This window comes from Undibacterium parvum, from assembly GCF_003955735.1.
GTDB lineage: Bacteria > Pseudomonadota > Gammaproteobacteria > Burkholderiales > Burkholderiaceae_D > Undibacterium > Undibacterium parvum.
The window spans coordinates 4,616,415-4,641,021 of sequence record NZ_CP034464.1 but is presented as its reverse complement, the minus strand read 5'-3'; the positions used below and the strand labels follow the sequence as shown (position 1 = coordinate 4,641,021).

Here is a 24,607-nt window from a genome sequence, read left to right as displayed (position 1 = left end):
GCTAGGCAAACGCTAGTCGCGTTTGCCAGCTTTCAGTATTAGCAAGCTGCGTGATTGACAGTGATGACATGAATCGCCAGACCGCCTAAAGAGGTTTCCTTATATTTCGCTTGCATATCAAAGCCGGTCTGACGCATGGTTTCTATGGCCTGATCGAGACTGACGTGATGTACGCCATCGCTCTTTAAAGCCAATGAAGCTGCGGTAATCGCCTTGACCGCGCCCATGCCATTGCGTTCTATACAGGGGATCTGCACCAGTCCGCCGATCGGATCGCAGGTCATTCCCAGATGATGCTCGATACCGATCTCGGCCGCAGTCTCGATTTGTTCATTGCTGCCGCCTAAGGCTGCGGTTAAGCCAGCGGCGGCCATCGCGCACGCCACTCCTACTTCGCCCTGGCAGCCAATTTCGGCGCCGGAAATTGAGGCGTTTTTCTTGCACAGCATACCGATGGCTGCGGCCACTAGCATAAAATTGCGTATCCCGTGTTCTGGATTGCTAGGTTTGCAGTCTTGTGAATAGTATCTGAGAATTGCCGGAATAATGCCAGCCGCGCCATTGGTCGGCGCTGTCACTACGCGCCCGCCCGCAGCATTCTCTTCATTCACGGCCATCGCGTACAGACTCACTTTGTGCATGCCATCGTGAGGCAAGACATTGGTGGTGTTATTGGCGGTCAGCCATAGTTTGGCTGCGCGTCTTTGCACGTGCAGGCCACCAGGCAATTCTCCGGTAATTTGCAAGCCGCGATCTATGCAATGGCTCATGACATTCCAGATCCGGTCGAGGCCAGCATCGAGCTCGTCGGCACTACAATGTGCCAGTTCATTTTCACGCAACATTGCAGCGATGCTTTTGCCACTGTGCTTTCCATGCGCGAGTAATTCTGCCATGGTGCCAAACGGGTAGGGCACGGCGACCACTTCTTTTTCAGTAGCGCTACCATCTTGTTGCAATTCTTCTGCAGAATAGATGAAGCCACCGCCAGTTGAGTAAAAAATTCTCTCATAGACGCTACCGTCAGTGCGGGTCAGTGTGAAACGCATGCCGTTAGGGTGACCAGGCAGCACTTCTTTTTTGAACCACAGCAAGTCATCCAGAATATCGAATTTAATGCTGTATTCGCCCAGCAAATGCATGATGCCGCTAGTGGCGAGCGTGCTTAATTTATCTTCTACCGTGTCGGGCGCCACGTCTTGCGGCGTCTCGCCCATTAAACCGAGTAACACCGCTTTATCCGTGGCGTGACCGATACCAGTCAAGGCCAGTGAGCCGTATAAGCCAACTTGTACTTTGCTGGCCTTAAATAGATCTGGACACTCAAGTAAAAAACGCCTGGCCGCGATCATCGGACCTACGGTATGAGAACTGGATGGACCTACACCAATTTTAAATAAATCGAATACCCGCATGTCCATACTGTCCGCCTTTTAACTTGATTGTCTCAATGGTTATTTTTACGCCGCCTTACTGGTAGTTGCTACACTCGCTGGGCTGATCTGGACATTTTTCAGCATGTCTGTCACCAAATGTTGGAGATCAACTTGCGGCTGCCAACCCCAGTCCTGGCGGGCGACAGTATCGTCCAGACTTTGTGGCCAGCTTGCTGCAATTGCCTGACGACTGTCTGGCGCATAGTGTATTGCAAATCCGGGCAAATTTTGTTCGATTACTAACGCTAATTCCCGTGGATTGAAGCTTAGACCGGCCACATTGTAGGACGAACGAATAGAAAGTTTGTCGGCAGCGCACTCCATCAAAGAAATCGTCGCGCGGATTGCATCTGGCATGTAGATCATAGGCAGCGTGGTTTCCGCTTCCAGGAAGCATGGATAGTTTTCTCCACGGAGGGCAGCATGGAAAATCGCGATGGCGTAATCGGTAGTGCCACCGCCCGGCGGCGACTTATAACTGATGATGCCTGGGTAGCGTATGCTGCGCACATCTACGCCGTATTTCTGAAAATAATATTCGCACAGGCGCTCACCGGCCAGTTTACTGATGCCGTAAATAGTGCTTGGATCCATGACCGTATATTGTGGTGTATTTTGGGCCGGTGTATTTGGGCCAAAAGCGGCAATCGAGGACGGCCAGAACACTTTCAGTGGTTTGCCTGCGGCACCACGTATCCTCGCCAACTCCAGAATATTGAGTAAGCCGTCCATGTTTAAGGTCCAGGCTTTTAAGGGCGCTTGCTCACCGGTGGCAGATAATAGGGCGGCCAATTGATACACCTGAGTGATTTGGTATTGCTCAGCAACGGCAGCGAGTCTGTCAGCATTGAGCACATCGATCACTTCATAACGCTTGGCACCATACAAGCTAGCCGGGCTGATGTCGGCAGCAATGACATTGTCCGCGCCATGTTGGGCCGCCAGCGCGTCTACCAATTCGCTACCGATCTGACCGTTGGCGCCTATGACTAAAATTCTTTCCATATCAAACTTCTTTCTAATAACTTATTCTGTGTGCTTAGTATTTGGCTAGTACTTGTTTGGTTTTACTTGATCAAGCCAAGTTCGCGACCGGCTTGCGCAAAGGCGGTCAAGGCAGTTTTCAATTGTTCTGTGGTGTGAGCAGCCGAAAGTTGCACCCGAACGCGTGCCTGCCCCATAGGCACCACCGGATAAAAGAAACCGGTGACTAGTACACCTAATTCGTACATACGCGCAGCAAATTTTTGCGCGACCGGAGCGTCAAACAGCATCACCGGCACCACTGGATGGGTACCTGGTTTGATGGTGAAACCTAGTTCAGCGATTTCTTTGCGAAAGAAGGCGGTATTTGCATGCAGGCGGTCGCGTAATTCTGTGGACGATGACAGTCTTTCTAATACTGATAAGGAGGCGCCAGCGATAGAAGGGGCTAAGGTATTCGAGAATAAATAGGGACGTGATTTCTGGCGTAGAGTATCGATCACTTCCTTGCGCGCAGCGGTAAATCCGCCCATGGCACCACCTAAGGCTTTGCCCAGTGTACCGGTAATGATGTCAATGCGACCCATGACATTGTGGTGTTCGTGGGTACCGCGTCCGGTTGCGCCCATGAAGCCAGAAGCGTGGCACTCATCGATCATTACCAGAGCATCGTATTTATCTGCCAGATCGCAAATCTCATTGAGTTTTGCGATGGTACCGTCCATAGAAAATACGCCATCCGTGACGATGATGCGATGGCGCTTGTCGGCTGCGGCTTGCAGTTGGAGCTCTAGATCGGCCATGTCGTTATTTGCATAACGATAGCGCGCCGCCTTACATAGACGGATACCGTCGATGATAGAGGCGTGGTTCAGTGCATCCGAGATAATCGCATCTTGCTCATCAAACAGCGGTTCAAAGACGCCGCCATTGGCATCGAAAGCAGCGGCGTAAAGGATAGTGTCTTCCATCCCTAAGAAGCTGGATATGGCTTTTTCTAATTGTTTGTGCACGGTTTGCGTGCCGCAGATAAAACGCACCGACGATAGACCATAACCATATTTTTCGGTGGCAGCAATGGATGCCTGCACGGTGGCTTCATCGCCCGACAAACCTAGATAATTATTCGCGCACAAATTGATTAATTGGCGGCCATCGTCGCAAGTAACCGAGGAGCCCTGACGCGAGGCGATCACGCGTTCAGGTTTGTACAGACCTTGCTCACGCAAAGTGTCGAGTTTGCCACCTAGTTCGGAGAAGAATTCATTTCTCTTGCTGGTTTTGTTTGCGTCTGCGGTCATTTTTGTCTCCAGGGCTAATGCGTGAGTATTTAGGTGCTTTGGTGCTAGTGATATTGATAGTTAAGTGCTTAAGTTCTAATTAAGTCGAATACAATTTGCAGCTGCGTTGAATTCAAGTATTTCTGCCTTTTAGTGCCAGCTGTTTCTGATAAGATGGCTCGCAACTAGGAAATTTACTCAACTTACAATAATTCGATATATTGCACAAAAATTCGATATAACGGATATTAGCTATACTTTTCGAACGATGCAAGAAAAAATATGAAAAAAGTGATCGTAAACCAGCAAACAGCGGCACCCCCTCAGGTCGGTGCAACTTTGCAACGCCTGCGCCAAGAGCGCGGCTTGACACTGGAAGACCTGTCGCGCACCGCCGGCGTATCCAAATCCATGTTGTCGCAGATAGAGCGTGAAACTGCCAATCCAACCATCGCTGTCGCCTGGCGCTTGGCCAACGCGCTGGGTGTGAGTATTGCTGAATTACTCTCATCTACAGCTCCTGTGGTCGACAGCATACGCATGTTAGAGCCACATGAAACCCCGACCTTGCCGGGGGAACATGCTGGTTACATACTCAAAATTTTAGGCCCTATGGAATTGGCAGGCCGTTTCGAATGGTATGAACTCAGCCTTGCCGTCGGCGGCGCACTGGTGTCAGCCTCACATGACCCAGGTGCAACCGAACATCTGACCCTACTACAAGGAAGTGTAGAAGTAGAAGTAGACGGTAACAAGAAAAAACTCAAACTGGGAGGGACTGCGCGTTATGAGGCAGATAAGAATCACGCCATACGAAATATCGGAAAAACCGAAGCCAAAGCCATAATGGTGGTGATTCATCGGTAAAAAGTTGCGAGCAGCAAATAAAATTCGAATTTAACGCGAATAAATTGCTCTCTTGCACGGCCTTAGCGCTGGCGGGAAGATATAATGCTGAAAACCTTTCTTCCAACTTCGCCAAATCTCTCTTTACTATGCATTATGTATCGACACGCGGTCACACCGCACAGCAAAATTTCTCTGAAATCCTGTTAGGCGGTTTAGCGCCGGATGGTGGTCTGTATCTGCCGCAATGCTACCCACAAGTGACAGCCGACGAGCTCAATGCCTGGCGCACTTTTTCCTATGCCGAATTGGCCTTGGCGGTATTGAAGAAATTTGCAAGCGATATTCCAGAAGCCGATCTCAAAGCTATCTGTGACAAGACCTATACTGGCGAGGTGTATCGCAATACGCGCCCTGAGCAAGATGCCGCGCAAATTACCCCATTACGTGTGCTGACCGACGCTGATGGAAAATCCTTGTTGCTGCAGGCCTTGTCAAACGGTCCTACGCTGGCGTTTAAAGACATGGCGATGCAATTATTGGGTAATTTGTTTGAATATACTTTAGCCAAGCATGATGCTGAACTCAATATCTTCGGCGCGACCTCGGGCGATACCGGTAGTGCAGCCGAATACGCAATGCGCGGCAAAAAAGGCATACGCGTGTTCATGCTGTCGCCGCATAAAAAAATGAGCGCATTTCAGACGGCACAAATGTTCAGCCTGCAAGACCCGAATATCTACAATATTGCGGTGGATGGCGTTTTTGACGATTGTCAGGACATGGTTAAGGCAGTTTCAAATGATCTGGAGTACAAGAGTCGTCAAAAAATCGGTACCGTTAACTCAATTAATTGGGCGAGGGTGGTAGCCCAGGTGGTGTATTACTTCCGCGGCTATCTGAGTGCCACTAGCAATAACCAGCAAAAAGTCTCATTTACCGTACCATCAGGCAATTTTGGAAATATCTGCGCCGGTCATATCGCTCGCATGATGGGCTTACCTATCGATAAATTAGTGGTAGCCACTAATGAGAATGATGTTTTGGACGAGTTTTTCCGCACCGGTGTGTACCGTGTCCGCAAGTCAGCCGAAACCTGGCATACCACCAGCCCGTCTATGGATATTTCCAAGGCCTCCAATTTTGAACGCTTCATTTTCGATCTGTTAGACGGCGATGCAGCACGGGTTGCCGCCTTATTCAAAAAAGTTGAGACAGAGGGTGGTTTCGATTTATCAGGCGGCCCTGGCAGTGATGGCGATGAATTTAAGAAGATCGCGCATTTTGGCTTTGAATCGGGTAAATCGGTGCACGCAGATAGACTCACAACGATACGTCAGGTGGAAAAAAATTACGGTATCACGGTCGACACGCATACCGCCGATGGTATCAAGGTCGCGCTAGAACATCTGCAAACTGGCGTGCCTATGATCGTACTAGAAACCGCCTTGCCAGCAAAATTTAACGAAACCATACAAGAAGCACTGGGGCGGGATGCCGAGCGCCCGGCTGGTTTTGAAAATATAGAAGCGCTACCGCAACGTTTCATCGTCATGGATACTGATGTCGTGAAAATGAAAGCGTTTATCGCGGAGCACACTGGTTTGTAATTATTGGGTTGCTTCGATAGATAGGTTGACCTTGGCGGTATTTATAGTACAAAAGGCGCATTGTTAGTGCGCCTTTCCAAGGTTTTTCGGGCCAAGAGGCGCATGACCACTGCGCCTACCTTTGACATAAATTTAGATCTCTGAGATGACGGCGCCACATTTGGCTTTCGATTTCTGAGTAAATTTATCTCTTGAAAACCGAGCTTCAAACAATCGTTTATATCTTCTTGTTTGCAGAATGGTCTAATTCTCTGGCCATCCATTTTTCCAGTAAATCTTGACCAGTAGCATTCGTTTTTTCATCGGCAGCAATTAACTTACGATTTTTATCAAAGATCAAAATACATGGTGCCATGTAAATCTTCCATTGGTAATCTCTGATTGCATCGCTATAGCCATTTTTACCAGGGCTCATACTTACCTTGCGGACCGCAACATCGGGTCTGACGACTAAAAAGTCCGCGATATTTCTATCGAGTTGTAAGCAGCCGGAACAGTTTTCATCGTGAAAATATACCACCGTCACAACTCCTACTTCGGCCAATAGTTTCGGGGTAATAGGCAACTGACTGGGCATCACATCTGCAAAACGGTTGCCTGCCTGTGCCTCACTATAATTGGCTACTGGTACCATGAGTAAATCAATGTCAGATTTTTTAATGGCCAAAAAATAGATGGAGAGGCCGAGCACAACAAAAACCATTACATGTTTCAATTCGCTGTCCGATCTTTTTTCCTGCGGCTAATCATCAATCCGGCCGCATACAAAACCCCAAAAAGTACGAGTGCTCCTATTAACACTCTTTCTAAAGTGAGTAACATTTTTACTCGTTCAAAAATGCTCAGGAAAGGCGAAAAATAGTATCCAGTTGCATCGAGATAGTTATAAAACGTTGGAGTAGTGTCTTCCCATTTAGCTGCCTTGATTAATTCATCCAAAGTAGCCTCTATCCCTTCGGAATAATTTTCAAGCTTAAAATGAGGTGCTGCAATATCTCTGAATATCCGGGCTATTTTCACGTCAGGCAACGCACCGGCTACTCCCGGGCCCACATAGATATACATGTTGCCATCCTGGCATACAAGAAATAGTACGCCATTCCCTTGACCGTTATTCCCCAGGTCCCACTTGTTGGCAACTTTGATAGCGTAATCTCGGATATCCAGCTTGCCGGTTGATGGTACCGACATGTAGACGATTTGTGTCCCATTATGTTTTTCTAGTGCTTGTAATTTTTTATTAATTTCTACGGACCTTGCTATTGTTAAAAGTCCGAAGTAGTCGTTGACTAACAAATACTGATCCGGGATAGGAAACTCAATATTGGAGATGACTACTGGATTGTCTGACGATAAAGCTAGCGCTGACGCGCAAAACAAACAAGCGATTGAAGCAATAAATAAGCGCATTATCATTTCAGTTCGATTTCTGGCGGATGCTGTATAGCAGACACATTTTCCACGTCAAATTTTGCTCTGGCATTATAGCCTGCCTGTTTCGCAATTAAATTACTAGGGAAACGACGTACCATAAAGTTGTATCTCGCCACAGCTTCTATATACCTTTGTCTAGAATACGTTATTCGATTTTCTGTTCCTTCTAATTGCACCATCAGATCTCTATATAAATCACTAGCCTTGAGGTCCGGATACTTTTCTGCAACCATTAATAAGCGTGAAAGAGGTACTGCTAATTGTTTTTGTGCTTCCAGAAATTGCGCTAGTGCGCGCGGATCTGTACTATTTTTCGCGGATGAAGAGAGTTCAGTTACTTTGGAGCGCGCGGCAGCGATTTCATTAAACAAGCTTGTCTCATGCGATGCATACGATTTAACTACGGCTACCAGGTTAGGAATCAAGTCCGCTCTGCGTGTATATTGATTTAATACGTGACTCCATTCGGCGTCGACCCGCTCGTCATTGTCTTGCAAATAATTGTACTGATTCATTGAGTACCAAGCGCATAGCGTGATTAATACAAAAATGAGCGTCGAAACTGCAAGTAACCATTTTCCAGCGTAAGGTTTTTGTTCTCCATATCCAGGTAAATGCGTTGTTTCATTTTTTTTAGGAAAGAGGTCGGTCATTGTTTGAATTTTAATTTGTTTAGTGTGCTGTTTATCGTTCATGCGTTTAAGCTCAGATATCCTAGTGTCTAATTGAACGAAGCTAGGAAAAATTGCCTTGACAGAAGTATTACTGAGTCATTCTTCGTAGTCAAATTTTTAACGAAAATTTTTGAGCTAAAGCTTGATGAGCTACGATGCTTGCAATTCGAGAAAAGAGAGGACTCAAATTTTACCGAATTATAATTAGCACGCTGTCGAAAATTCGAAAAAATTAATAGCAGAACGCGCTTTAGTACGAGACCGCTAAAAGATCAGCGCACCACCCGTTTCACTCCCGCACTAAACTTGTGGCCAAACACATTGATCAGTAAGCCGCACATCACGATCGCTGCACCGATGATTTGATTTGTTTTTAGCGCCTCATCCAAAAGTAGCCAAGCGGCGCTCAAACCAACTACCGGCACCAGCAAGGTCAGCGGTGCCACCATGTGTGTAGGCAGACTCGCGAGCAGGCGGCCCCATAAGGTGTAGCCGACCAGAGTTGCAGCGAAGGCCAGGTACATGACTGTCAGTACCGAGGATAAAGAGAGATTGCTCAGGCTGCCAACGATAGCCGCACTTCCTTCAAATAAATAGGAAAGCAAAAAAAACGGCAATATCGGTATCAAGGCACTCCATGCGACCAGACTTAAAGTCGATACTGAGTTAGAAATCATGCCAATTTTCTTATTGATGACATTTCCACAAGCCCAGGACAGGGCAGCGCATAAAGTCAGTGAAAACCCCAATATGCTGACATGGCTAACTGAAGTGGCTGCATTATTCAGGCTCGCGCTACCAAGTAAGACCAAGCCTAGACTAGCGATGATCATACCTAGCAGATTCGATGCCCGCAATTTATCGCCAAAGACTAAAGCCGACAAACCCACAGTAAAAAAAGCCTGGGCTTGTAATACCAGAGAGGCTAGTCCCGCCGGCATACCGACTGCCATCGCTGAGAATAAGAAGGCAAATTGTCCTAGACTAATCGTCAGCGCATAGGCGAGTAGCCATTTCAATGGCACTTGAGGGCGTGGCAGAAATAGTATCGCAGGGAAGGCCACTAGTACGAAACGCAAGGCGCCCAATAGAAATGGTGGCACACCTTGCAAGCCTATTTTGATGACGACGAAATTCATACCCCATAAAAAAATCACGATTAAGGCGGTAATGATGTGGCGCGGGCTAATAAGGTTTGTCGACATGTTCATTTCTAAGAAAGCGCTACAGGAAATCACTATGGCTGTGAGTGTACACCTATGCCAGTTGTGCGTTTTTGCTTAATCACACTTGCCAATCGCGAATGTGATTATAGACATGAGAATACCAGCACCGCACGAATACACCAGACCTGGCGCCGACTAGTTGCGGTCATATCCGGACTTTAGTCAGTAATAGGCTCCACGCCTGATCAGCGCGAAAAAAAGCCTGATACTGTTTCCGGTATCAGGCTTATTAATTTTAGCTACGCTGCAGTAGCGTAGCTAGGTGCTTGCTTATCGCGTATTGCTTAGTGCTTAGTCATTGGCATAGATATCGTTATCTTTGGTTTCTTTGATGAACAAAGTACCGATGACGAAAGTACCTAAGGCGATGATGATAGGGTACCAGAGACCGTAGTAAATATCGCCTTTGAACGCGACCAGGGCGAACGCCGTAGTTGGCAACAAGCCACCGAACCAGCCATTACCGATATGGTAAGGCAAGGACATGGAAGTGTAGCGTATGCGAGTAGGGAACATCTCTACCAGCATGGCGGCGATAGGGCCATATACCATGGTGACGTACAAGACCAGGATAGTGAGCAAGGCCAAAACCATAGGCTTATTGATCTGCGCTGGATCGGCTTTGGCTGGGTAGCCTGCGGCTTTGATCGCATCACCAAACGCGGTAGTGAAAGCTTTCGATTTCGCCGCTGCGTCTTCTTTAGATAAACCGTTCGAGTTGTAAGAAGCGATCACAGTCTCGCCTACTTTTACCGAAGCTACGGTACCAGCAGGAGCGATTTCATTGGTGTAGTTGACTGAGGATGCAGCCAATTTCGCTTTGACGATATCGCAAGAAGAAGTGAATTTCTTAGTACCTGTAGGGTTAAATTGGAATTGGCAATCAGCAGGGTCAGCGGTAACAACCACTGGGGCATTTTTCAGCGCTGATTCCAATGCTGGATTAGCGAAATGGGTCAAGGCACTGAAAATTGGGAAGTAAGTTAATGCTGCGATCAGGCAACCGGCCATGATGATAGGTTTGCGGCCGATTTTGTCGGACAAGCTACCAAACACGATGAAAAATGGCGTACCAATCACCAACGATGCGGCGATCAAGATATTCGCTGTCGCTCCATCTACTTTCAGCGTTTGCTGCAAGAAGAACAGTGCGTAAAATTGACCTGTGTACCAGACCACGGCTTGGCCGGCAGTTAAACCAACTAAAGCCAGGATAACAATTTTCAAGTTTTTCCATTGACCAAAAGACTCTGTCAAAGGTGCTTTAGAAGTCTTGCCTTCGGCCTTCATTTTTGCGAAAGCCGGGGATTCATTCATGGATAAACGTATCCAGACTGAGACCGCTAACAAAAATACAGAGACCAGGAAAGGCACGCGCCAGCCCCAATCAGCAAAGGCTTCTTCGCCGATAGCGGTACGTGTACCCAAGATCACCATCAAGGACAAAAACAAACCTAAAGTTGCTGTGGTTTGTATCCATGCTGTGAAGGCGCCACGTTTATCGTCTGGTGCATGCTCTGCTACATAAGTAGCGGCACCACCGTATTCACCGCCTAATGCCAGACCCTGCAAAATACGCAGGGAAACCAGAATAATCGGTGCAGCGATACCAATTGAGGAGTAACTAGGCAATAGCCCAACCACGAAGGTAGAAAAACCCATGATCACGATGGTGACCAGGAAGGTGTATTTACGTCCTATCATGTCACCCAGGCGGCCAAACACCAATGCGCCAAATGGACGCACGATGAAACCGGCGGCAAACGCCAGCAAGGCGAAAATAAATGCGGTATTAGGATCAGTGCCAGCGAAGAATTGCTTGGCAATAATCGCAGCTAAAGAACCGTAGAGGTAAAAATCGTACCATTCAAATACGGTACCGAGAGAAGAAGCAAAAATTACCTTGCGCTCTTCTGCTGTCATGCCACGCGATGCAGCTTTTACTGCTCCCGCGCCTGTTGCCTGTGCTGTGCTCATGCCTGTCTCCTTGGATGTTTTGTGTGCTTCAAAAAACGTAACGCAACGTCTAATCTTTTGCAGCTAACTTTTTTGCGCAACTTGAGTCTGAAGTGTGAAACTTACATCATGCTTTCTTGAAACTTACAGAGACTTACAAAATAGCGATTTTTGCATTTATTTTTGTATTTATGATATTAGCCAGCTAAGGATAGAGCCCTATTGTGTCCAGCTCGTGACTAGACCGGGAATTGATGATGCAATACAGAACGTAGTCAAAAAGCGACGTTTTTAACAACAAAAAAATTGTCCCTACTTTTTGCGAACGGTCGTGCTTAAAATATGCTATTCTGGTTTTTCTGAATTTACAACTCACTCTTATTGCGGGTCATTGAGCTGTGCTTTCCCTATGAAAAAGAAGAGTTTAAGAAGTCCCGCAGTGTCGTAGTTCTGTTACCTTTAAAATAAACTTATTTTTAACGATGTAGGTCCCGCAGTTTCCCTAATGAGGAGATACACATGTCTGATGCAGTGATCGTTTCTACCGCCCGTACCGCTTTGGCAAAATCCTGGAAAGGCGCTTTCAATATGACACATGGCGCCGCCCTCGGTGGTCATGTCTTGCAGGCCGCAATTAGCCGCGCCGGGATAGCCGCAGCAGAAGTCGAAGATGTCATCATGGGTTGTGCTACACCAGAAGGCGCAACCGGCAGCAATATTGCGCGCCAGATTGCGTTACGCGGTGGCTGCCCGGTGACCACGGCAGGTATGACTGTGAATCGTTTTTGCTCTTCAGGCTTACAAACCATCGCCCTGGCAGCGCAGCGCATCATCGCTGGCGAAGGTGATATCTACGCCGCCGGCGGGGTGGAATCGATCTCTTGCGTGCAGAACGAAGCAAATCGCCACATGATTGTCGATCCGTGGTTGAAACAGCACAAACCAGAGGTGTACTGGCCTATGTTGCAAACTGCAGAGACTGTAGCAAAACGTTATGGCATTGCGCGTGAGCGCCAGGATGAATATGGCGTGCAAAGCCAGTTACGGGCCGCCGCGGCACAAGCGGCTGGCTTGTTTAATGCCGAAATCGTCCCTATGACGACCATCATGGGTGTAGCCGATAAAGCCAGCGGCATGTTGTTGAGCAGAGAGGTCACTATTTCTGCTGATGAAGGCATACGCGCCGACACGACACTGGAGGCGGTTTCTAAGATCCGTTCTGCGATTCCGGGCGGTGTCATCTCCGCCGGTAACGCCAGCCAGTTTTCAGATGGTGCCTCTATTGCTATCGTCATGAACAGTAAAGTAGCCGAAGCGAAGGGCTTGCAACCGCTAGGTATTTTCCGTGGTTTTGCAGTGGCGGGATGTGAGCCCGATGAGATGGGAATAGGCCCGGTGTTCGCGGTTCCAAAACTTTTAAAAAAGGCCGGTTTGAGTGTGTCCGATATCGGTTTGTGGGAACTCAACGAAGCCTTCGCTGTGCAGGTTTTATATTGTGCCGAGAAGCTAGGTATCCCCATGGACAGACTCAACGTCAACGGCGGGGCGATCGCGGTCGGACATCCTTACGGAGTCTCTGGTGCGCGCCTGACTGGGCATGCATTAATAGAAGGCAAACGTCGTGGCGTCAAATTTGTGGTGGTCACCATGTGCATCGGTGGCGGCCAGGGCGCAGCGGGCTTATTTGAAGTTTGCTAATCGCCTGGCGCTTCGTTTCACTTTTAACCGGTAAAAACTGTATGCAATCAAAAATCATTCCGCGTCGTGAGCTGGAGTTTTTGCTCTACGAATGGCTCAACGTTACTGCACTCAATCAGCGTGAGCGTTATGCCGAGCATAGTCGCGAAACCTTTGACGCTGCGCTCGATACTTGTGAGCAAATCGCCACTGATCTCTTTGCCACGCACAATAAAAAGAGTGATCAGAACGAACCGCATTTTGACGGCCAGACGGTACACATCATCGAAGAAGTCGGTGTCGCTCTAAGAGCTTTTCGCGATGCTGGCCTGATGGCCGCGGGGCAGGATTTTGAGTTGGGCGGCATGCAACTGCCATGTGTAGTCGAAAAAGCGGGTTTTGCTTATTTTACCGGGGCCAATGCCGCCACCGCAGCGTACCCCTTTCTGACGATAGGTAACGCCAATACGCTGATGAAGTGCGGCACGCCGGAACAAATCGATTTATACGCCAAACCTATGCTGGAAGGGCGTTATTTCGGCACCATGTGTTTGTCGGAACCGCAGGCCGGTTCTAGTCTGTCGGATATAGTAACGCGCGCCGAGCCGCAAGCCGATGGCAGTTATCGGCTTACCGGCAATAAGATGTGGATCTCTGCTGGCGAACATGAGCTATCCGAGAACATCGTGCATCTGGTGTTGGCCAAGGTGCCGGATGAAAACGGCAAACTGATACCCGGCGTCAAAGGGATCTCCTTATTCATCGTACCTAAGTTTTTAGTCCATGCCGATGGTAGTTTAGGCGAGCGCAATGATGTGGTATTGGCCGGCTTAAATCATAAGATGGGCTATCGCGGCACCACTAATTGCCTGCTTAACTTTGGCGAAGGAAAGTTTCAGCCTGAGGGTAAAGCAGGGGCGGTAGGCTACCTGGTCGGTAGCCTGCATAAAGGTCTGGCGAATATGTTTCATATGATGAACGAAGCCAGAATCGGCGTCGGTCTGGGCGCGGTGATGCTAGGGTATACCGGCTATCTGCACGCGCTTGACTATGCCCGCAACCGGCCACAAGGACGCAGCGCTCTAGCGAGGGATCCAAGCTCGCCGCAACTGCCGATTATTCAGCACACCGATGTGAAGCGCATGTTGCTGGCGCAAAAATCCTACGTTGAAGGCGGTCTGGCCTTAAATTTGTATTGCGCCCGTTTGGTCGATGAGGAACGCAGCGGTAGCGATGCGCAAGCGCGCGCTGATGCCTTACTGTTGCTCGATATCTTGACCCCGGTCGCTAAATCCTGGCCTTCGCAATGGTGTCTGGAAGCGAATAATCTGGCGATTCAAGTGCATGGCGGCTATGGCTACACGCGTGAATATAATGTCGAACAATTCTATCGCGATAATCGTCTCAATCCCATCCATGAAGGTACGCATGGAATACAGGGTCTCGATTTATTAGGGCGCAAAGTGATCATGCAAGAGGGCGCTGCGATGCGTTTGCTAGCGGGCGAGATACAGCAAACCATCAATCGCGCTGCGCCACAAGAGGCATTAACTAGCTATGCGCAAGCCCTGAGCGCGGTGTTGCAAAGAATGGCCTACGTCACGCAACGCATGTATGGCAGCGATGACGTGAATCTGATCCTTGCTAACGCCTCGATTTATCTGGAAGCGTTCGGGCATATGGTGGTGGCATGGATATGGCTAGAGCAAGCCTTATTGGCTATCGATAAGGAGGCGCAGCACAATGCCGATTTCTATGCAGGCAAGCTGCAAGCCTGCAAATATTTCTACCACTACGAACTTCCCAAGGTGCATGCGCAACTCGATTTGCTCGCCAATCTGGACGCGACTACGCTAGAAATGCAAGATGCCTGGTTCTGATACTCCCACTCAGTATCATAGGTGGTGGCTATCTTGCGCATATTCTATGTGCGCAATTGGATGGTGTGCGCATATACTCCCCCTAAAGTAGAGAATTTCTGGCAATAATGGCGCGCTCAAATGACTGCGCTATCTCTGAGCAATAAACCAAATTAAGGACGAAAAATTATGGCAATCATAGCGCGTACGACCACACAATTATTTGACCTCAGCGGTAAAACAGCGCTCATCACGGGCGGCTCACGCGGTCTGGGTTTGCAGATGGCAGAAGCTCTAGGTGAGCAGGGCGCGAGCATCGTCATCTCGGCGCGCAAAAATTTAGATTTAGAGGATGCGCTGACGCATCTGAGAAGCCGTGGCATACAGGCCAGCGCAATTGCTGCCGACATGGGCAAAGAGGGCGCAGTCAAAGGGCTGGTCGATGAAGCCCTCAAGCGCCTGGAACATATCGATATTCTCATCAATAACGCCGGTGCAACCTGGGGAGCTCCAGCCGAATCGCATACGGTTGAAGCCTGGGATAAGGTGATGAACCTCAATATCCGCAGCATCTTCATGCTCTCGCAAGAAGTCGGCAAACGCAGCATGATCCCGCGCAAGAGCGGCCGCATCATCAATATTGCTTCGATTGCCGGGCTCTCTGGTAATCCACCGGGCAGCATGCAAACCATCGCCTACAACACTTCGAAAGCAGCGGTGATTAACTTCACGCGCACCCTGGCCGGTGAGTGGGGCATTTACGGCATCACAGTCAATGCGATCGCACCGGGCTTTTTCCCTTCCAAGATGACCAAGGGCATACTCGAACATCTGGGCGAAGAAAAACTGGCGCAACAGGCACCTTTGCAGCGTATCGGTGACGAAGAAGATTTAAAAGGCGTGACGGTCTTGTTTGCTTCTGATGCGGGTAAGCACATCACCGGGCAAACCTTGGCGGTAGACGGCGGCGTCTCGGCGGTGTGAGCATGACGGCGAACGCAAACACAGCAGCCGACGCGGCCCAGTCAGTTAACGATACTCCCCCCAGCCTTAATCCCTTCCTCGATGCCTTGGGGGTGGAGTTACTGGAAATGGAAAATGGCAGCGCCAAGCTAGGCCTCGACCTGCAGGCGCAGCATATGAATAGCTGGCAAATCACCCATGGCGGCGTACTGATGACGATGCTCGATGTGGTGATGGCGATGGCCGGACGCTCCTTAAGTGCCGAACTCAAAGGTGTGGTCACGATAGAGATGAAAACCAGTTTTTTGCAGCCGGGTGGCATCGTCGGTGGCCGTATCGAAGCCAGAGGCAAGGCCTTTCATCAATCGACCACCATGTGCTTTTGCGAAGGCGAAATCTGGAATGGCGATAAATTGGTCGCCAAAGCCATGGGCACCTTCAAGTATTTACGCCGTTTAAAATCGGGTGAAAATATGAAAAAACTTTATGGCAGTGATTAAGTTTTTTGACACCCTAGACGCGCACCAATTTCATACTAAATTCATACTAAACACCAAGAGAAAATTATGAGCCAAACTTATCAACGCATCGTCTTAGCGTCCCGCCCACAAGGCGAGGTCGTGCCTGAGAACTTCCGCCTCGAAACTGTGTCCGTCCCCGACTTGCGTGAGGGTGAAGTGCTGATACGCAATCACTTTCTGTCCTTAGACCCCTACATGCGCATGCGTATGGAAGACGCCAAGAGTTACGCCGCGCCTCAGGCCATCGGCGAGACCATGATAGGCGGTACGGTGGGCGAGGTGCTTGCCTCTAAAAATCCACAATTTGCAGTCGGTGATCAGGTGGTAGGCATGTTGGGCTGGTCAGAAATGGGCGTGTCGGATGGCGTCATGCTACGCAAAGTGTCGACCAGTCATATCCCGCTGTCGGCCTATCTGGGCGCCGTTGGCATGCCAGGCATGACGGCCTGGTATGGCCTGACCCAGATCATGCAGCCCAAACCTGGCGAAACCGTGGTGGTGTCGGCCGCCAGTGGCGCGGTTGGTAGCGTGGTCGGGCAATTGGCAAAATTGCGCGGTTGCCGCACAGTAGGTATCGCTGGCGGTGCGGAGAAATGCGCCTACGTTGTCAACGAGCTGGGCTTTGATGCCTGCATCGATTACAAGGCCGGACATTTAGAGGCTGATCTGGCTGCGGCAACACCCGACGGTATCGATGCCCTGTTCGAGAACGTTGGTGGCGAGATTCTCGATGCCAGTTTGGCGCGTATGAATCCTTTCGGCCGCATCTCTCTGTGCGGCATGATAGCCGGTTACAACGGCGAGGCTTTGCCGATCAAGAATTCTCGTGTGTTGCTAACCATGCGTCTGACGGTGCGTGGCTTTATCGTCTCAGAGCATCTCGAATTATGGCCAGAAGGTTTGAAAGAACTGGGCATGTTAGTAGCGACTGGCAAACTTAGTTTCCGCGAATCAGTTGCGCCCGATCTAGCTTCTGCGCCAGCCGCCTTTATCGGTCTGTTAAAAGGTAAAAACTTTGGCAAACAATTAGTTAAGTTGATTTAAGACTGCCACAAACATCTCCATCCCCAACATCAATTTCAATTTCAGCGATTTCAATTCAGGAGTGCTACATGCGTATTTTTAAAGACAGAGTCGCCGTGATTACCGGTGCTGCCAGTGGTTTTGGCCGTGAGTTCGCCCTCATAGGGGCGCGTTTAGGAATGAAGTTGGTGTTGGCTGATGTGCAGCAAGATGCCTTGGATGCAGTCAAAGCGGAATTGGAAGCGAGCGGCGCTGAGGTGCTGGCGATGCGTTGCGATGTGCGGCATGCCGAACAGGTGCAGGCACTAGCCGACGCTTGCATGCAAAAATACGGTGCGGTGCATCTGGTCTTTAATAATGCCGGCGTGGGTTCAGGTGGTTTGATTTGGGAAAACACTCAGGCCGATTGGGAATGGGTGTTAGGCGTAAATTTATGGGGTGTGATCCATGGCGTGCGCATCTTCACCAATCTGATGCTGGAGTGCGCCAAGCAGGACCCTGAGTATGAAGGGCATATCGTCAATACCGCTTCTATGGCTGGCTTGTTAAATGCGCCCACCATGGGAGTCTACAACGTCTCTAAACATGCGGTGGTGTCCTTATCGGAAAGCCTGTATCAAGATCTGGATCTGGCGCAGGCACCGATTGGCGCGTCGGTACTTTGCCCGTATTTTGTGCCAACCGGGATTAGCCAGTCGCACCGCAATCGTCCGCAAGACGTGGCCGCGGGCGCCGTCACTGCCAGCCAAAGGGCATCGCAGAGCATGTCGGATAAAGCGGTTTCTTCCGGCAAGGTCAGTGCCCAGGAAGTGGCTGAAAATACCTTTAAGGCGATACAGGAAAAGCAGTTCTATATCTTCTCGCATCCGTCTGCATTGGGCAATGTACAAGAACGCATGGAAGACATCGTGCAGCAGCGTAATCCCGGCGATCCGTATCAGGCCGCGCCGCATATCCGTGACATGTTGCGCGCCAAAATGAAGGCCGCCTAAACCCAGTTAATACAGTCTGATTTACAGATACTCCCTCCTAGTAATATTTAATCGCGCAGGTGCTATATGCGGGAGTAGCCAGTTTTTTTAAAAAACTGGGGGAGTATCTATTTTTAAGGAGACATCATGGATAGCGATCAGCAAGTAGAAATACGCAGTGGGCAGTATGCCGCGCTAGCTAACGGCACCCGGCTGCATTACGCCAGTGCCGGGGTGCCGGGTCGTCCTTTGATCTTGTTTGTGCATGGCTTCCCCGAGTTTTGGTATGAATGGGCGGCGCAATTGTCCGAGTTTGGGCAAGATTATTTTGCGGTGGCGCCAGACTTGCGCGGCTTTAATTTATCCGATATGCCAGCCGATGTGGCGGCCTATAAGGCGAAATACATAGTCGACGATCTAAGGCTGCTAATCGCGCATCTGGGCGACCAAAAGGCGATTATTGTGGCGCATGATTGGGGCGGTGCCGTGTGTTGGAATCTGGCGATTGCCCTACCAGAATTGGTCGAACAACTGATCATCATCAATGCCCCACATCCGTATTTATTTATGCAGGCCTTAGCGCACGATGCCAACCAAAAAGCCGCCAGTGAATACATGAATTGGCTACGTCAGGAAGGGTCTGAACTAGCGCTGGCGCAAGATGATTTTGCTTTAGTCGAAGGTTTTTTCAAGAAGCAGGGTGAGGCGGGCTGGTTTGATGCGCCTACCCGCGCTCTGTATCATGCCTGCTGGGCGCGCGGACTGCATGGCGGCGTCAATTATTACCGTGCGTCCCCTTTGCATCCGCCCACCGCCACTGCGCCAGGTGCTGCGCAACTGAACTTGTCGGCCGCTGATTTTAAAGTCAATGTGGCTACCCGCGTCATCTGGGGCGAGGCCGATACAGCGCTGCCAAAAAATTTATTAGATGGCTTGGAAGAGTTCGTCGCTGATCTGGAAATCGTACGTATCCCCGAGGGCACGCATTGGATCATCCATGAGCAGCCAAGCAGGATTAACACGCTGATCCGCGCTTTTATCGAGGCAGAGAAGCCGCTTGCCAAGGACTATGCTTCGCTGCCATAATTAAATCATTAAATTATTTACTCACAACAACATTTTATTGCCGCTTTATTATGAATGAATTCAATATTATCTTAGGTGACTGGAATACCCTGCAAAAAGACGCGCAGGCGATACGCCACGAAGTGTTTGTGCTAGAGCAGCATATTCCAGCCGATCTGGAGTGGGATGTGATGGACGCTCTGTGTTTGCACGCGGTCGCCTACGATGAGAATAAGTTAGTGATAGGCACCGGCCGATTGCTACCGGATGGGCACATAGGTCGCATGGCAGTCAAAGAAACGGCGCGCGGCAGCGGTGTTGGTGCAGCGATTTTGCGCTTGCTGATGGAGCAGGCAAAACTAAGAGGCCAGGTGGCAGTGCAACTCAATGCCCAAACCACGGCCGAAAGTTTTTATCAGCGCGCAGGCTTTGCCAGCGATGGGACCCAATTTGAAGAAGCGGGAATTCCGCACGTGCACATGACGCATAATTTTTAAATACAAGCTCGATGGCACATCGATAAAGCGCTGGACAAGAGTTCTTGACCAGCGCTTTTTTGTTTTAAACCGCAGCCACCAAGACGCCTGCCATCAACACCAGCGTGCCAGCGATACGTTCGGTGATCTGGCAGTATTTCGGCTGAGTCGCCCAGTGACTCGCTTTGCTAGCTAACATGCCATAGCCTAGTAAGATAAAAAATTCCGGAATAATTGAGCAGGCTGCTAATATCAATAACTGCATCGCGACCGGCGCTTGTGGGTCTATGAATTGCGGCAAGATCGCAACGAAGGTCAACAGCGACTTCGGATTGGTCACCTGTAACATCAAGGCACTCAAAAAGATACGCCGCCCGCTCAGTGCCTGGCTATCAATCGCGGATAAGGTGATGGCTGAAGGCTTGCCAAAGATAGCTGACAAGCCCAGATACACCAGATACGCCGCGCCCAGATATTTAAGTCCATTAAATAGCATAGGCGAGGCCAGCAGCACTGAGCCTATGCCTGTGGCCGAGATGGCAAAGTAAATCGCATTGCCAGTTAGAATCCCCAGGGTAACAAACAGCGAATTGCGCCAACCGCGTGCGATGCCATACGCCACCACCATCATCACTGCCGGCCCCGGTGATAAAGAGAGTGCTGCTTCGGTCGCGGTAAACAACAACATGCTTTCCATCGTCATCGCCATACGCGTCTAGCCTCTGGCAAAGCTAAGTAATTCACTTAATACCGCATCGGCTTGCTCAGTCATCATGGAGTGCCCACAGTCTTCGATGATGCTGATCTTACTTTGCGTGATCGCCTTGCTTAAGCCGCTACTGGCCTTGATCGGTGTCATCATATCCTTGCGCGCCAGCAAAAACAGGGTAGGGCAGGCCACCGCCAGCGCCGCTTGCTCGCCATTCGCGTAATTATTGCAGGCGCTAAAATCAGTGAAAAAAACTTTTTCAGGATTGATCTGGGAAATCCGCTGCATCAGGCGTTGGCTGCTGCCCATCACAGAAAAACCAGGACCGGGGCAGGAGGGTTTATGCGCAATTGAGCTATGCGACCAGATATTCACCATGTCGATGGCGCTCTGTTCTTCATCGCGCGCTGCATTTAACAGCGTATCGGAAACTTTCATTGGGTAGGCACAAGCGAGCAAGGCTAGCTTGCTGGCACGCGTGGGTGCCTGACTGCAAGCTTCGAGTGCGATCAAAGAACCCATGCTATGCCCGACCAACATGGCGCTGCTAACACCAGCCGCATCCAACACCGCCAGCAACCAGGTTGCCATTGCAGCGACACTGCTTAAGGCGGCGCCTTTACTGCGCCCGTGTCCTGGCAAGTCTAGCGCCAACACAGAAAAACCATGATGCGCAAAATAGCGGCTTTGCAGCGCCCAGACCGAATGGTCGTTCTGCGCGCCATGAATAAAAACCACAGTTGGCAATTCTGGATTGAAGGCTTTGCCACCGGTGTAGCAATACGCAGCCTGATTATCGATAGTGATGAGCATCTTAAGCTCCTTTCATGGCTGCTTTTAAGCCGCGCGCCAAGTCTTCTAATAAGTCATCGATATCTTCCAGGCCTATCGACAGGCGCATGGTGCCTTCGCTAATCCCAGAGGCGGCCAATTGCTCGCTCGGCACCCGGAAGTGGGTGGTTGAGGCAGGGTGGATCACCAGCGACTTGGCGTCGCCGACATTGGCCAGATGAGAAAATATTTTGAGAGCCTCGACAAAGCGTTGACCTGCAGCACAGTCGCCCTTGATGTTGAAAGAAAATACTGCGCCACAACCTTTCGGTAGCAGGGTCTTGGCGAGTGCACAATCCGGATGGCTTTCCAGTTCAGGAAAAGCCACCGAAGCGACTGCCGGGTGCGCCACCAAAAATTCTACGACCTTACGGGTATTGGCGACATGCCTATCCATGCGTAGGCCTAGAGTCTCGATTCCCTGCAAGATGGCGAAGGCATTGTGCGGGCTCATGGCGGCACCGAAGTCGCGCAAACCTTCACGGCGCGCCCTGAGCGAGAACGCTCCTACAGTCGATTCTTCAGCAAACACCATGCCGTGGAATCCATCATAGGGTTCGCACAATTCGCTAAAGCGCCCGGTCTTTTCGTAAGCTTGTTGCCAGTCGAAAGTACCGCCATCCACCAATAAGCCGCCAATAGCGGTGCCATGGCCGCATAAAAACTTGGTCGCTGAATGGCAGATCAGATCCGCACCGTGCTCAAAAGGGCGCAGCAAATACGGAGTGGTGAAAGTGGCGTCCAGCATCAACGGTAGGTAATTCTCATGCGCGATCGCAGCCACCTCAGGGATATTGAGTACATCCAAACCCGGGTTACCCAAAGTCTCACCGAATAGCACCTTGGTATTTGGCCGTATCGCCTGACGCCAGGCATCCAGATCGCGTGGGTCGACGAAAGTCGTTTCTATTCCAAAACGCTTTAAGGTGTAGGCGAGTAAATTTTGGGAACCGCCGTACAGCGCGCGTGAAGCAACGATGTGCGATCCGGCGCCAGCGATGGTGGCAAGACCTAAGTGTAGCGCGGCCTGTCCACTGGCCACGGCGATCCCTGCGACCCCGCCCTCAAGCGCTGCGATGCGCTCTTCCAGGACGGCGTTGGTAGGGTTCGAGATGCGCGAATACACATGACCGGCACGCTCCATATTAAAGAGTGAGGCCGCGTGATCTGAGTCTTTAAACACAAACGAGGAAGTAAAGTGGATAGGTGTGGCACGCGCGCCAGTTGCTGGATCGGGCGCAGCACCCGCATGCAGCGACAAGGTATCGAAACCGTGGTATTTTGGACCGCTCATGATGGTGTTTTTCTCCTAAGTTCAAGGCTTAATGCTACCATCGAAGCAAGAGTTTAAAAAATGCTTTTTGACAGCATTTTTCGTAGAAAATATTTTTCGCGCTAACTCAATTAAGTTTGCTCTCTGCAAATGCTGGATTTTTTACACGGCTTACGATACATTGACAATATAAGCAAAAGATATAAATGCGATAAGCGCATAGCTGACGATTTTAAGGGGGGCAATATGAAGGTTTCAGAAATTCTCCAGGTAAAAGGTAATATCCTATTTACTATCACGCCAGACACTTTGATCACCGAAGCTGCCAGCGTCATGGAAGAAAAAGATATAGGTTCTCTGGTGGTGATGGAGTTCGGCACTCTGGTAGGGGTACTGACGTTTCGCGAAGTGATACGTGCCCTGGATAAACAAACAGGTTCATTAGGCAACGGTACGGTGCGCAAGTTTATGGATGACCATCCATTGACGGTGACGCCAGAAACTGAAGTGAATGAAGTAAGACGCATGATGCTGGAGAAACACTCGCGCTATCTGCCGGTGATGGATGCAAAAGTTTTACTCGGTGTGATTTCTTTCTATGATGTTGCAAAAGCTGTTCTGGAGGCGCAAAGCTTTGAGAACAAGATGTTGAAGGCCTATATTCGCGATTGGCCTGTTGAAGAAAGCGAAGAGTGATGTTGAACGTCGTCGACTAAATAAAAACGCCCGCATAGCTTAGCTTGCGGGCGTTTTTGTTTCTGCTTTTATTTTAAATACCTTAGGAGATACCCATCATGCAAATAGCGATCGTTGGAGCTGGAATTGCGGGATTGACTGCTGCACGTCAACTACAATCGCAAGGACATCATGTCACCATTTACGAAAAAAGTAGTGGTGTCAGTGGACGTATGAGTACCCGTCAAACCGAAGTAGGTGGCTTTGATCATGGCGCCCAATATTTTACTGCTAGTTCAGATCGATTTAAAAAGGAGATTGCCGATTGGAGTAAGGTAGGTTGGGTGGTGCCATGGGAAGGCAAGCTAGTCAAGTTGGACGCTGCGATTACCACTCCCGCCGACCGCAGTAGAAAACGATATGTGCCTACGCCTGGCATGAGTTCGCTAGGCAAACAACTGGCACATGGTCTCGATGTACGTACTGAACAGCAGGTCATGGCGCTAGAGCCGTTCGATAAGCAATGGTTGTTATTGATAAAGTCTGACATGGTTGCAGTGCCAGCCTCGGCTGGGCCATTTGATGCGGTCATCATCGCTACTCCACCGGAGCAGGCCGCGCCGCTACTGACAGGACATAGCGAATTTTCCAAAATACTCAACTCCATACATATGGAGCCATGCTGGACCTTGATGCTAGGCTTTCAGAATGCCTTAAATCTCAACTACGATGGTGCCTGGATCGCCAATTCACGACTCGGCTGGATCTCACGCGACACCTCGAAACCGGATCATAGAGCTGGCGAACGCTGGGTGTGCCACGCGACCGCGGCCTGGAGTAAAAAACATCTGGAAGAAGATCCAGATAGGATAAAAGAAAAACTCTCGAAAGCCTTCCATGAAGCGACCGGCTCTCCCATACAGGCGGTGCATGCGGTGGCGCATAGGTGGCGTTATTCCGAGGCGTGCCAGCCTTTAGCGCAAGCAAATCTGTGGGATGCAAAAAAAGGTCTGGGCCTGTGTGGAGACTGGTTTGCGGTCGGTCTAGAGGGCGGCGGCCGTGTAGAAAATGCCTTCCTGAGTGGCTTGGCACTGGCCAAGGAAGTATCAGCCTAGTTG

At 49.9% G+C, this 24,607-nt stretch carries 23 protein-coding genes; 12 read left to right on the top strand and 11 right to left on the bottom strand.

Translation table 11 applies throughout. From position 1 onward, the window contains the following. Positions 1–38 precede the first annotated feature (38 nt). The 3 genes from EJN92_RS20185 to kbl all read right to left on the bottom strand — a co-directional run bounded on the left by EJN92_RS20185 (position 39) and on the right by kbl (position 3,721). A complete protein-coding gene (locus EJN92_RS20185) occupies positions 39–1,421 on the bottom strand; it encodes an L-serine ammonia-lyase (protein ID WP_126129475.1) in 1,383 nt (460 codons plus the stop codon). A gap of 39 nt (positions 1,422–1,460) precedes the next feature. Then, positions 1,461–2,441, bottom strand: a complete 981-nt coding sequence (locus tag EJN92_RS20180) for an NAD-dependent epimerase/dehydratase family protein (protein WP_126129474.1) — start codon at positions 2,439–2,441, stop codon at positions 1,461–1,463. Positions 2,442–2,503: 62 nt separating this feature from the next. Beyond that, on the bottom strand, positions 2,504–3,721 hold the full coding sequence (kbl, locus tag EJN92_RS20175; protein WP_126129473.1) for a glycine C-acetyltransferase: 1,218 nt from the start codon (positions 3,719–3,721) through the stop codon (positions 2,504–2,506). 261 nt (positions 3,722–3,982) lie between these two features. On the opposite strand from kbl, the gene EJN92_RS20170 reads away from it, so the two are divergent. Continuing rightward, the gene (locus tag EJN92_RS20170; RefSeq protein ID WP_126129472.1) at positions 3,983–4,567 is read left to right on the top strand and encodes a helix-turn-helix domain-containing protein; all 585 of its coding nucleotides are present in this window, start codon (positions 3,983–3,985) and stop codon (positions 4,565–4,567) included. A gap of 128 nt (positions 4,568–4,695) precedes the next feature. Then, positions 4,696–6,156 (top strand): threonine synthase, encoded by a 1,461-nt coding sequence (gene thrC / locus EJN92_RS20165; protein WP_126129471.1) that lies wholly within the window; start codon positions 4,696–4,698, stop codon positions 6,154–6,156. Between the two features lie 217 nt (positions 6,157–6,373). Here the strand turns inward: thrC and EJN92_RS20160 are convergent, their stop codons facing one another. From EJN92_RS20160 to EJN92_RS20140, 5 genes are all read right to left on the bottom strand, one after another. Beyond that, positions 6,374–6,871: a hypothetical protein gene (locus EJN92_RS20160; protein WP_126129470.1), complete on the bottom strand. Its 498-nt coding sequence runs from the start codon at positions 6,869–6,871 to the stop codon at positions 6,374–6,376. Continuing rightward, positions 6,868–7,566: a TPM domain-containing protein gene (locus EJN92_RS20155; protein WP_157984407.1), complete on the bottom strand. Its 699-nt coding sequence runs from the start codon at positions 7,564–7,566 to the stop codon at positions 6,868–6,870. The genes EJN92_RS20160 and EJN92_RS20155 overlap by 4 nt, the downstream gene beginning before the upstream one ends. A gap of 2 nt (positions 7,567–7,568) precedes the next feature. Continuing rightward, complete coding sequence (locus EJN92_RS20150) at positions 7,569–8,285, bottom strand: LemA family protein (protein WP_227869618.1); 717 nt, start codon at positions 8,283–8,285, stop codon at positions 7,569–7,571. Between the two features lie 251 nt (positions 8,286–8,536). Further along, the gene (locus EJN92_RS20145; RefSeq protein ID WP_126130034.1) at positions 8,537–9,454 is read right to left on the bottom strand and encodes an EamA family transporter; all 918 of its coding nucleotides are present in this window, start codon (positions 9,452–9,454) and stop codon (positions 8,537–8,539) included. A 327-nt stretch (positions 9,455–9,781) separates the two neighbouring features. After that, a complete protein-coding gene (locus tag EJN92_RS20140; protein WP_126129468.1) occupies positions 9,782–11,467 on the bottom strand; it encodes an MFS transporter in 1,686 nt (561 codons plus the stop codon). 498 nt (positions 11,468–11,965) lie between these two features. Between EJN92_RS20140 and EJN92_RS20135 the strand changes: the two genes are divergently transcribed. The 8 genes from EJN92_RS20135 (at position 11,966) to EJN92_RS20100 (ending at position 20,022) form a co-directional block, all read left to right on the top strand. After that, positions 11,966–13,144, top strand: coding sequence for an acetyl-CoA C-acyltransferase (locus tag EJN92_RS20135; protein WP_126129467.1), 1,179 nt, complete (start codon positions 11,966–11,968; stop codon positions 13,142–13,144). Positions 13,145–13,185: 41 nt separating this feature from the next. Then, on the top strand, positions 13,186–15,003 hold the full coding sequence (locus tag EJN92_RS20130) for an acyl-CoA dehydrogenase (RefSeq protein ID WP_126129466.1): 1,818 nt from the start codon (positions 13,186–13,188) through the stop codon (positions 15,001–15,003). 168 nt (positions 15,004–15,171) lie between these two features. Further along, positions 15,172–15,966 carry an SDR family oxidoreductase gene (locus EJN92_RS20125; protein WP_126129465.1) on the top strand — a complete coding sequence of 265 codons (795 nt, stop codon included), beginning with the start codon at positions 15,172–15,174 and terminating at the stop codon, positions 15,964–15,966. Positions 15,967–15,968: 2 nt separating this feature from the next. Then, complete coding sequence (locus EJN92_RS20120; RefSeq protein ID WP_126129464.1) at positions 15,969–16,445, top strand: PaaI family thioesterase; 477 nt, start codon at positions 15,969–15,971, stop codon at positions 16,443–16,445. 66 nt (positions 16,446–16,511) lie between these two features. Further along, complete coding sequence (locus EJN92_RS20115) at positions 16,512–17,510, top strand: NADP-dependent oxidoreductase (protein ID WP_126129463.1); 999 nt, start codon at positions 16,512–16,514, stop codon at positions 17,508–17,510. Positions 17,511–17,578: 68 nt separating this feature from the next. Next, positions 17,579–18,481 carry an SDR family oxidoreductase gene (locus EJN92_RS20110; protein WP_126129462.1) on the top strand — a complete coding sequence of 301 codons (903 nt, stop codon included), beginning with the start codon at positions 17,579–17,581 and terminating at the stop codon, positions 18,479–18,481. Between the two features lie 126 nt (positions 18,482–18,607). Continuing rightward, positions 18,608–19,546 (top strand): alpha/beta fold hydrolase, encoded by a 939-nt coding sequence (locus EJN92_RS20105; protein ID WP_126129461.1) that lies wholly within the window; start codon positions 18,608–18,610, stop codon positions 19,544–19,546. 50 nt (positions 19,547–19,596) lie between these two features. After that, positions 19,597–20,022 carry a GNAT family N-acetyltransferase gene (locus EJN92_RS20100; RefSeq protein ID WP_126129460.1) on the top strand — a complete coding sequence of 142 codons (426 nt, stop codon included), beginning with the start codon at positions 19,597–19,599 and terminating at the stop codon, positions 20,020–20,022. A 64-nt stretch (positions 20,023–20,086) separates the two neighbouring features. Here EJN92_RS20100 and EJN92_RS20095 read toward each other — a convergent pair whose 3' ends face one another. The 3 genes from EJN92_RS20095 to EJN92_RS20085 are packed head-to-tail and all read right to left on the bottom strand — an operon-like array spanning position 20,087 to position 22,835. Further along, on the bottom strand, positions 20,087–20,698 hold the full coding sequence (locus tag EJN92_RS20095) for a LysE family translocator (RefSeq protein ID WP_157984406.1): 612 nt from the start codon (positions 20,696–20,698) through the stop codon (positions 20,087–20,089). Between the two features lie 18 nt (positions 20,699–20,716). Beyond that, positions 20,717–21,523 carry an alpha/beta fold hydrolase gene (locus tag EJN92_RS20090; RefSeq protein ID WP_126129458.1) on the bottom strand — a complete coding sequence of 269 codons (807 nt, stop codon included), beginning with the start codon at positions 21,521–21,523 and terminating at the stop codon, positions 20,717–20,719. A gap of 1 nt (position 21,524) precedes the next feature. Further along, complete coding sequence (locus EJN92_RS20085) at positions 21,525–22,835, bottom strand: O-acetylhomoserine aminocarboxypropyltransferase (RefSeq protein ID WP_126129457.1); 1,311 nt, start codon at positions 22,833–22,835, stop codon at positions 21,525–21,527. 225 nt (positions 22,836–23,060) lie between these two features. Here EJN92_RS20085 and EJN92_RS20080 point away from each other — a divergent pair, with 225 nt between their 5' ends. Next, entirely contained in the window at positions 23,061–23,510 is a 450-nt protein-coding gene (locus tag EJN92_RS20080) for a CBS domain-containing protein (protein WP_126129456.1), read from the top strand. 98 nt (positions 23,511–23,608) lie between these two features. After that, complete coding sequence (locus tag EJN92_RS20075; RefSeq protein WP_126129455.1) at positions 23,609–24,604, top strand: NAD(P)/FAD-dependent oxidoreductase; 996 nt, start codon at positions 23,609–23,611, stop codon at positions 24,602–24,604. Positions 24,605–24,607: the final 3 nt, after the last annotated feature.

Coding starts and splice junctions, on each gene's coding strand:
- EJN92_RS20150 (WP_227869618.1), bottom strand. CDS start 8,285: ATGAACGATAAACAGCACACTAAACAAATTAAAATTCAAACAATGACC.
- EJN92_RS20105 (WP_126129461.1), top strand. CDS start 18,608: ATGGATAGCGATCAGCAAGTAGAAATACGCAGTGGGCAGTATGCCGCG.
- EJN92_RS20115 (WP_126129463.1), top strand. CDS start 16,512: ATGAGCCAAACTTATCAACGCATCGTCTTAGCGTCCCGCCCACAAGGC.
- EJN92_RS20125 (WP_126129465.1), top strand. CDS start 15,172: ATGGCAATCATAGCGCGTACGACCACACAATTATTTGACCTCAGCGGT.
- EJN92_RS20095 (WP_157984406.1), bottom strand. CDS start 20,698: ATGGAAAGCATGTTGTTGTTTACCGCGACCGAAGCAGCACTCTCTTTA.
- EJN92_RS20135 (WP_126129467.1), top strand. CDS start 11,966: ATGTCTGATGCAGTGATCGTTTCTACCGCCCGTACCGCTTTGGCAAAA.
- EJN92_RS20140 (WP_126129468.1), bottom strand. CDS start 11,467: ATGAGCACAGCACAGGCAACAGGCGCGGGAGCAGTAAAAGCTGCATCG.
- EJN92_RS20090 (WP_126129458.1), bottom strand. CDS start 21,523: ATGCTCATCACTATCGATAATCAGGCTGCGTATTGCTACACCGGTGGC.
- EJN92_RS20185 (WP_126129475.1), bottom strand. CDS start 1,421: ATGGACATGCGGGTATTCGATTTATTTAAAATTGGTGTAGGTCCATCC.
- thrC (WP_126129471.1), top strand. CDS start 4,696: ATGCATTATGTATCGACACGCGGTCACACCGCACAGCAAAATTTCTCT.
- EJN92_RS20170 (WP_126129472.1), top strand. CDS start 3,983: ATGAAAAAAGTGATCGTAAACCAGCAAACAGCGGCACCCCCTCAGGTC.
- EJN92_RS20180 (WP_126129474.1), bottom strand. CDS start 2,441: ATGGAAAGAATTTTAGTCATAGGCGCCAACGGTCAGATCGGTAGCGAA.
- EJN92_RS20075 (WP_126129455.1), top strand. CDS start 23,609: ATGCAAATAGCGATCGTTGGAGCTGGAATTGCGGGATTGACTGCTGCA.
- EJN92_RS20110 (WP_126129462.1), top strand. CDS start 17,579: ATGCGTATTTTTAAAGACAGAGTCGCCGTGATTACCGGTGCTGCCAGT.
- EJN92_RS20100 (WP_126129460.1), top strand. CDS start 19,597: ATGAATGAATTCAATATTATCTTAGGTGACTGGAATACCCTGCAAAAA.
- kbl (WP_126129473.1), bottom strand. CDS start 3,721: ATGACCGCAGACGCAAACAAAACCAGCAAGAGAAATGAATTCTTCTCC.
- EJN92_RS20120 (WP_126129464.1), top strand. CDS start 15,969: ATGACGGCGAACGCAAACACAGCAGCCGACGCGGCCCAGTCAGTTAAC.
- EJN92_RS20085 (WP_126129457.1), bottom strand. CDS start 22,835: ATGAGCGGTCCAAAATACCACGGTTTCGATACCTTGTCGCTGCATGCG.
- EJN92_RS20155 (WP_157984407.1), bottom strand. CDS start 7,566: ATGCGCTTATTTATTGCTTCAATCGCTTGTTTGTTTTGCGCGTCAGCG.
- EJN92_RS20130 (WP_126129466.1), top strand. CDS start 13,186: ATGCAATCAAAAATCATTCCGCGTCGTGAGCTGGAGTTTTTGCTCTAC.
- EJN92_RS20080 (WP_126129456.1), top strand. CDS start 23,061: ATGAAGGTTTCAGAAATTCTCCAGGTAAAAGGTAATATCCTATTTACT.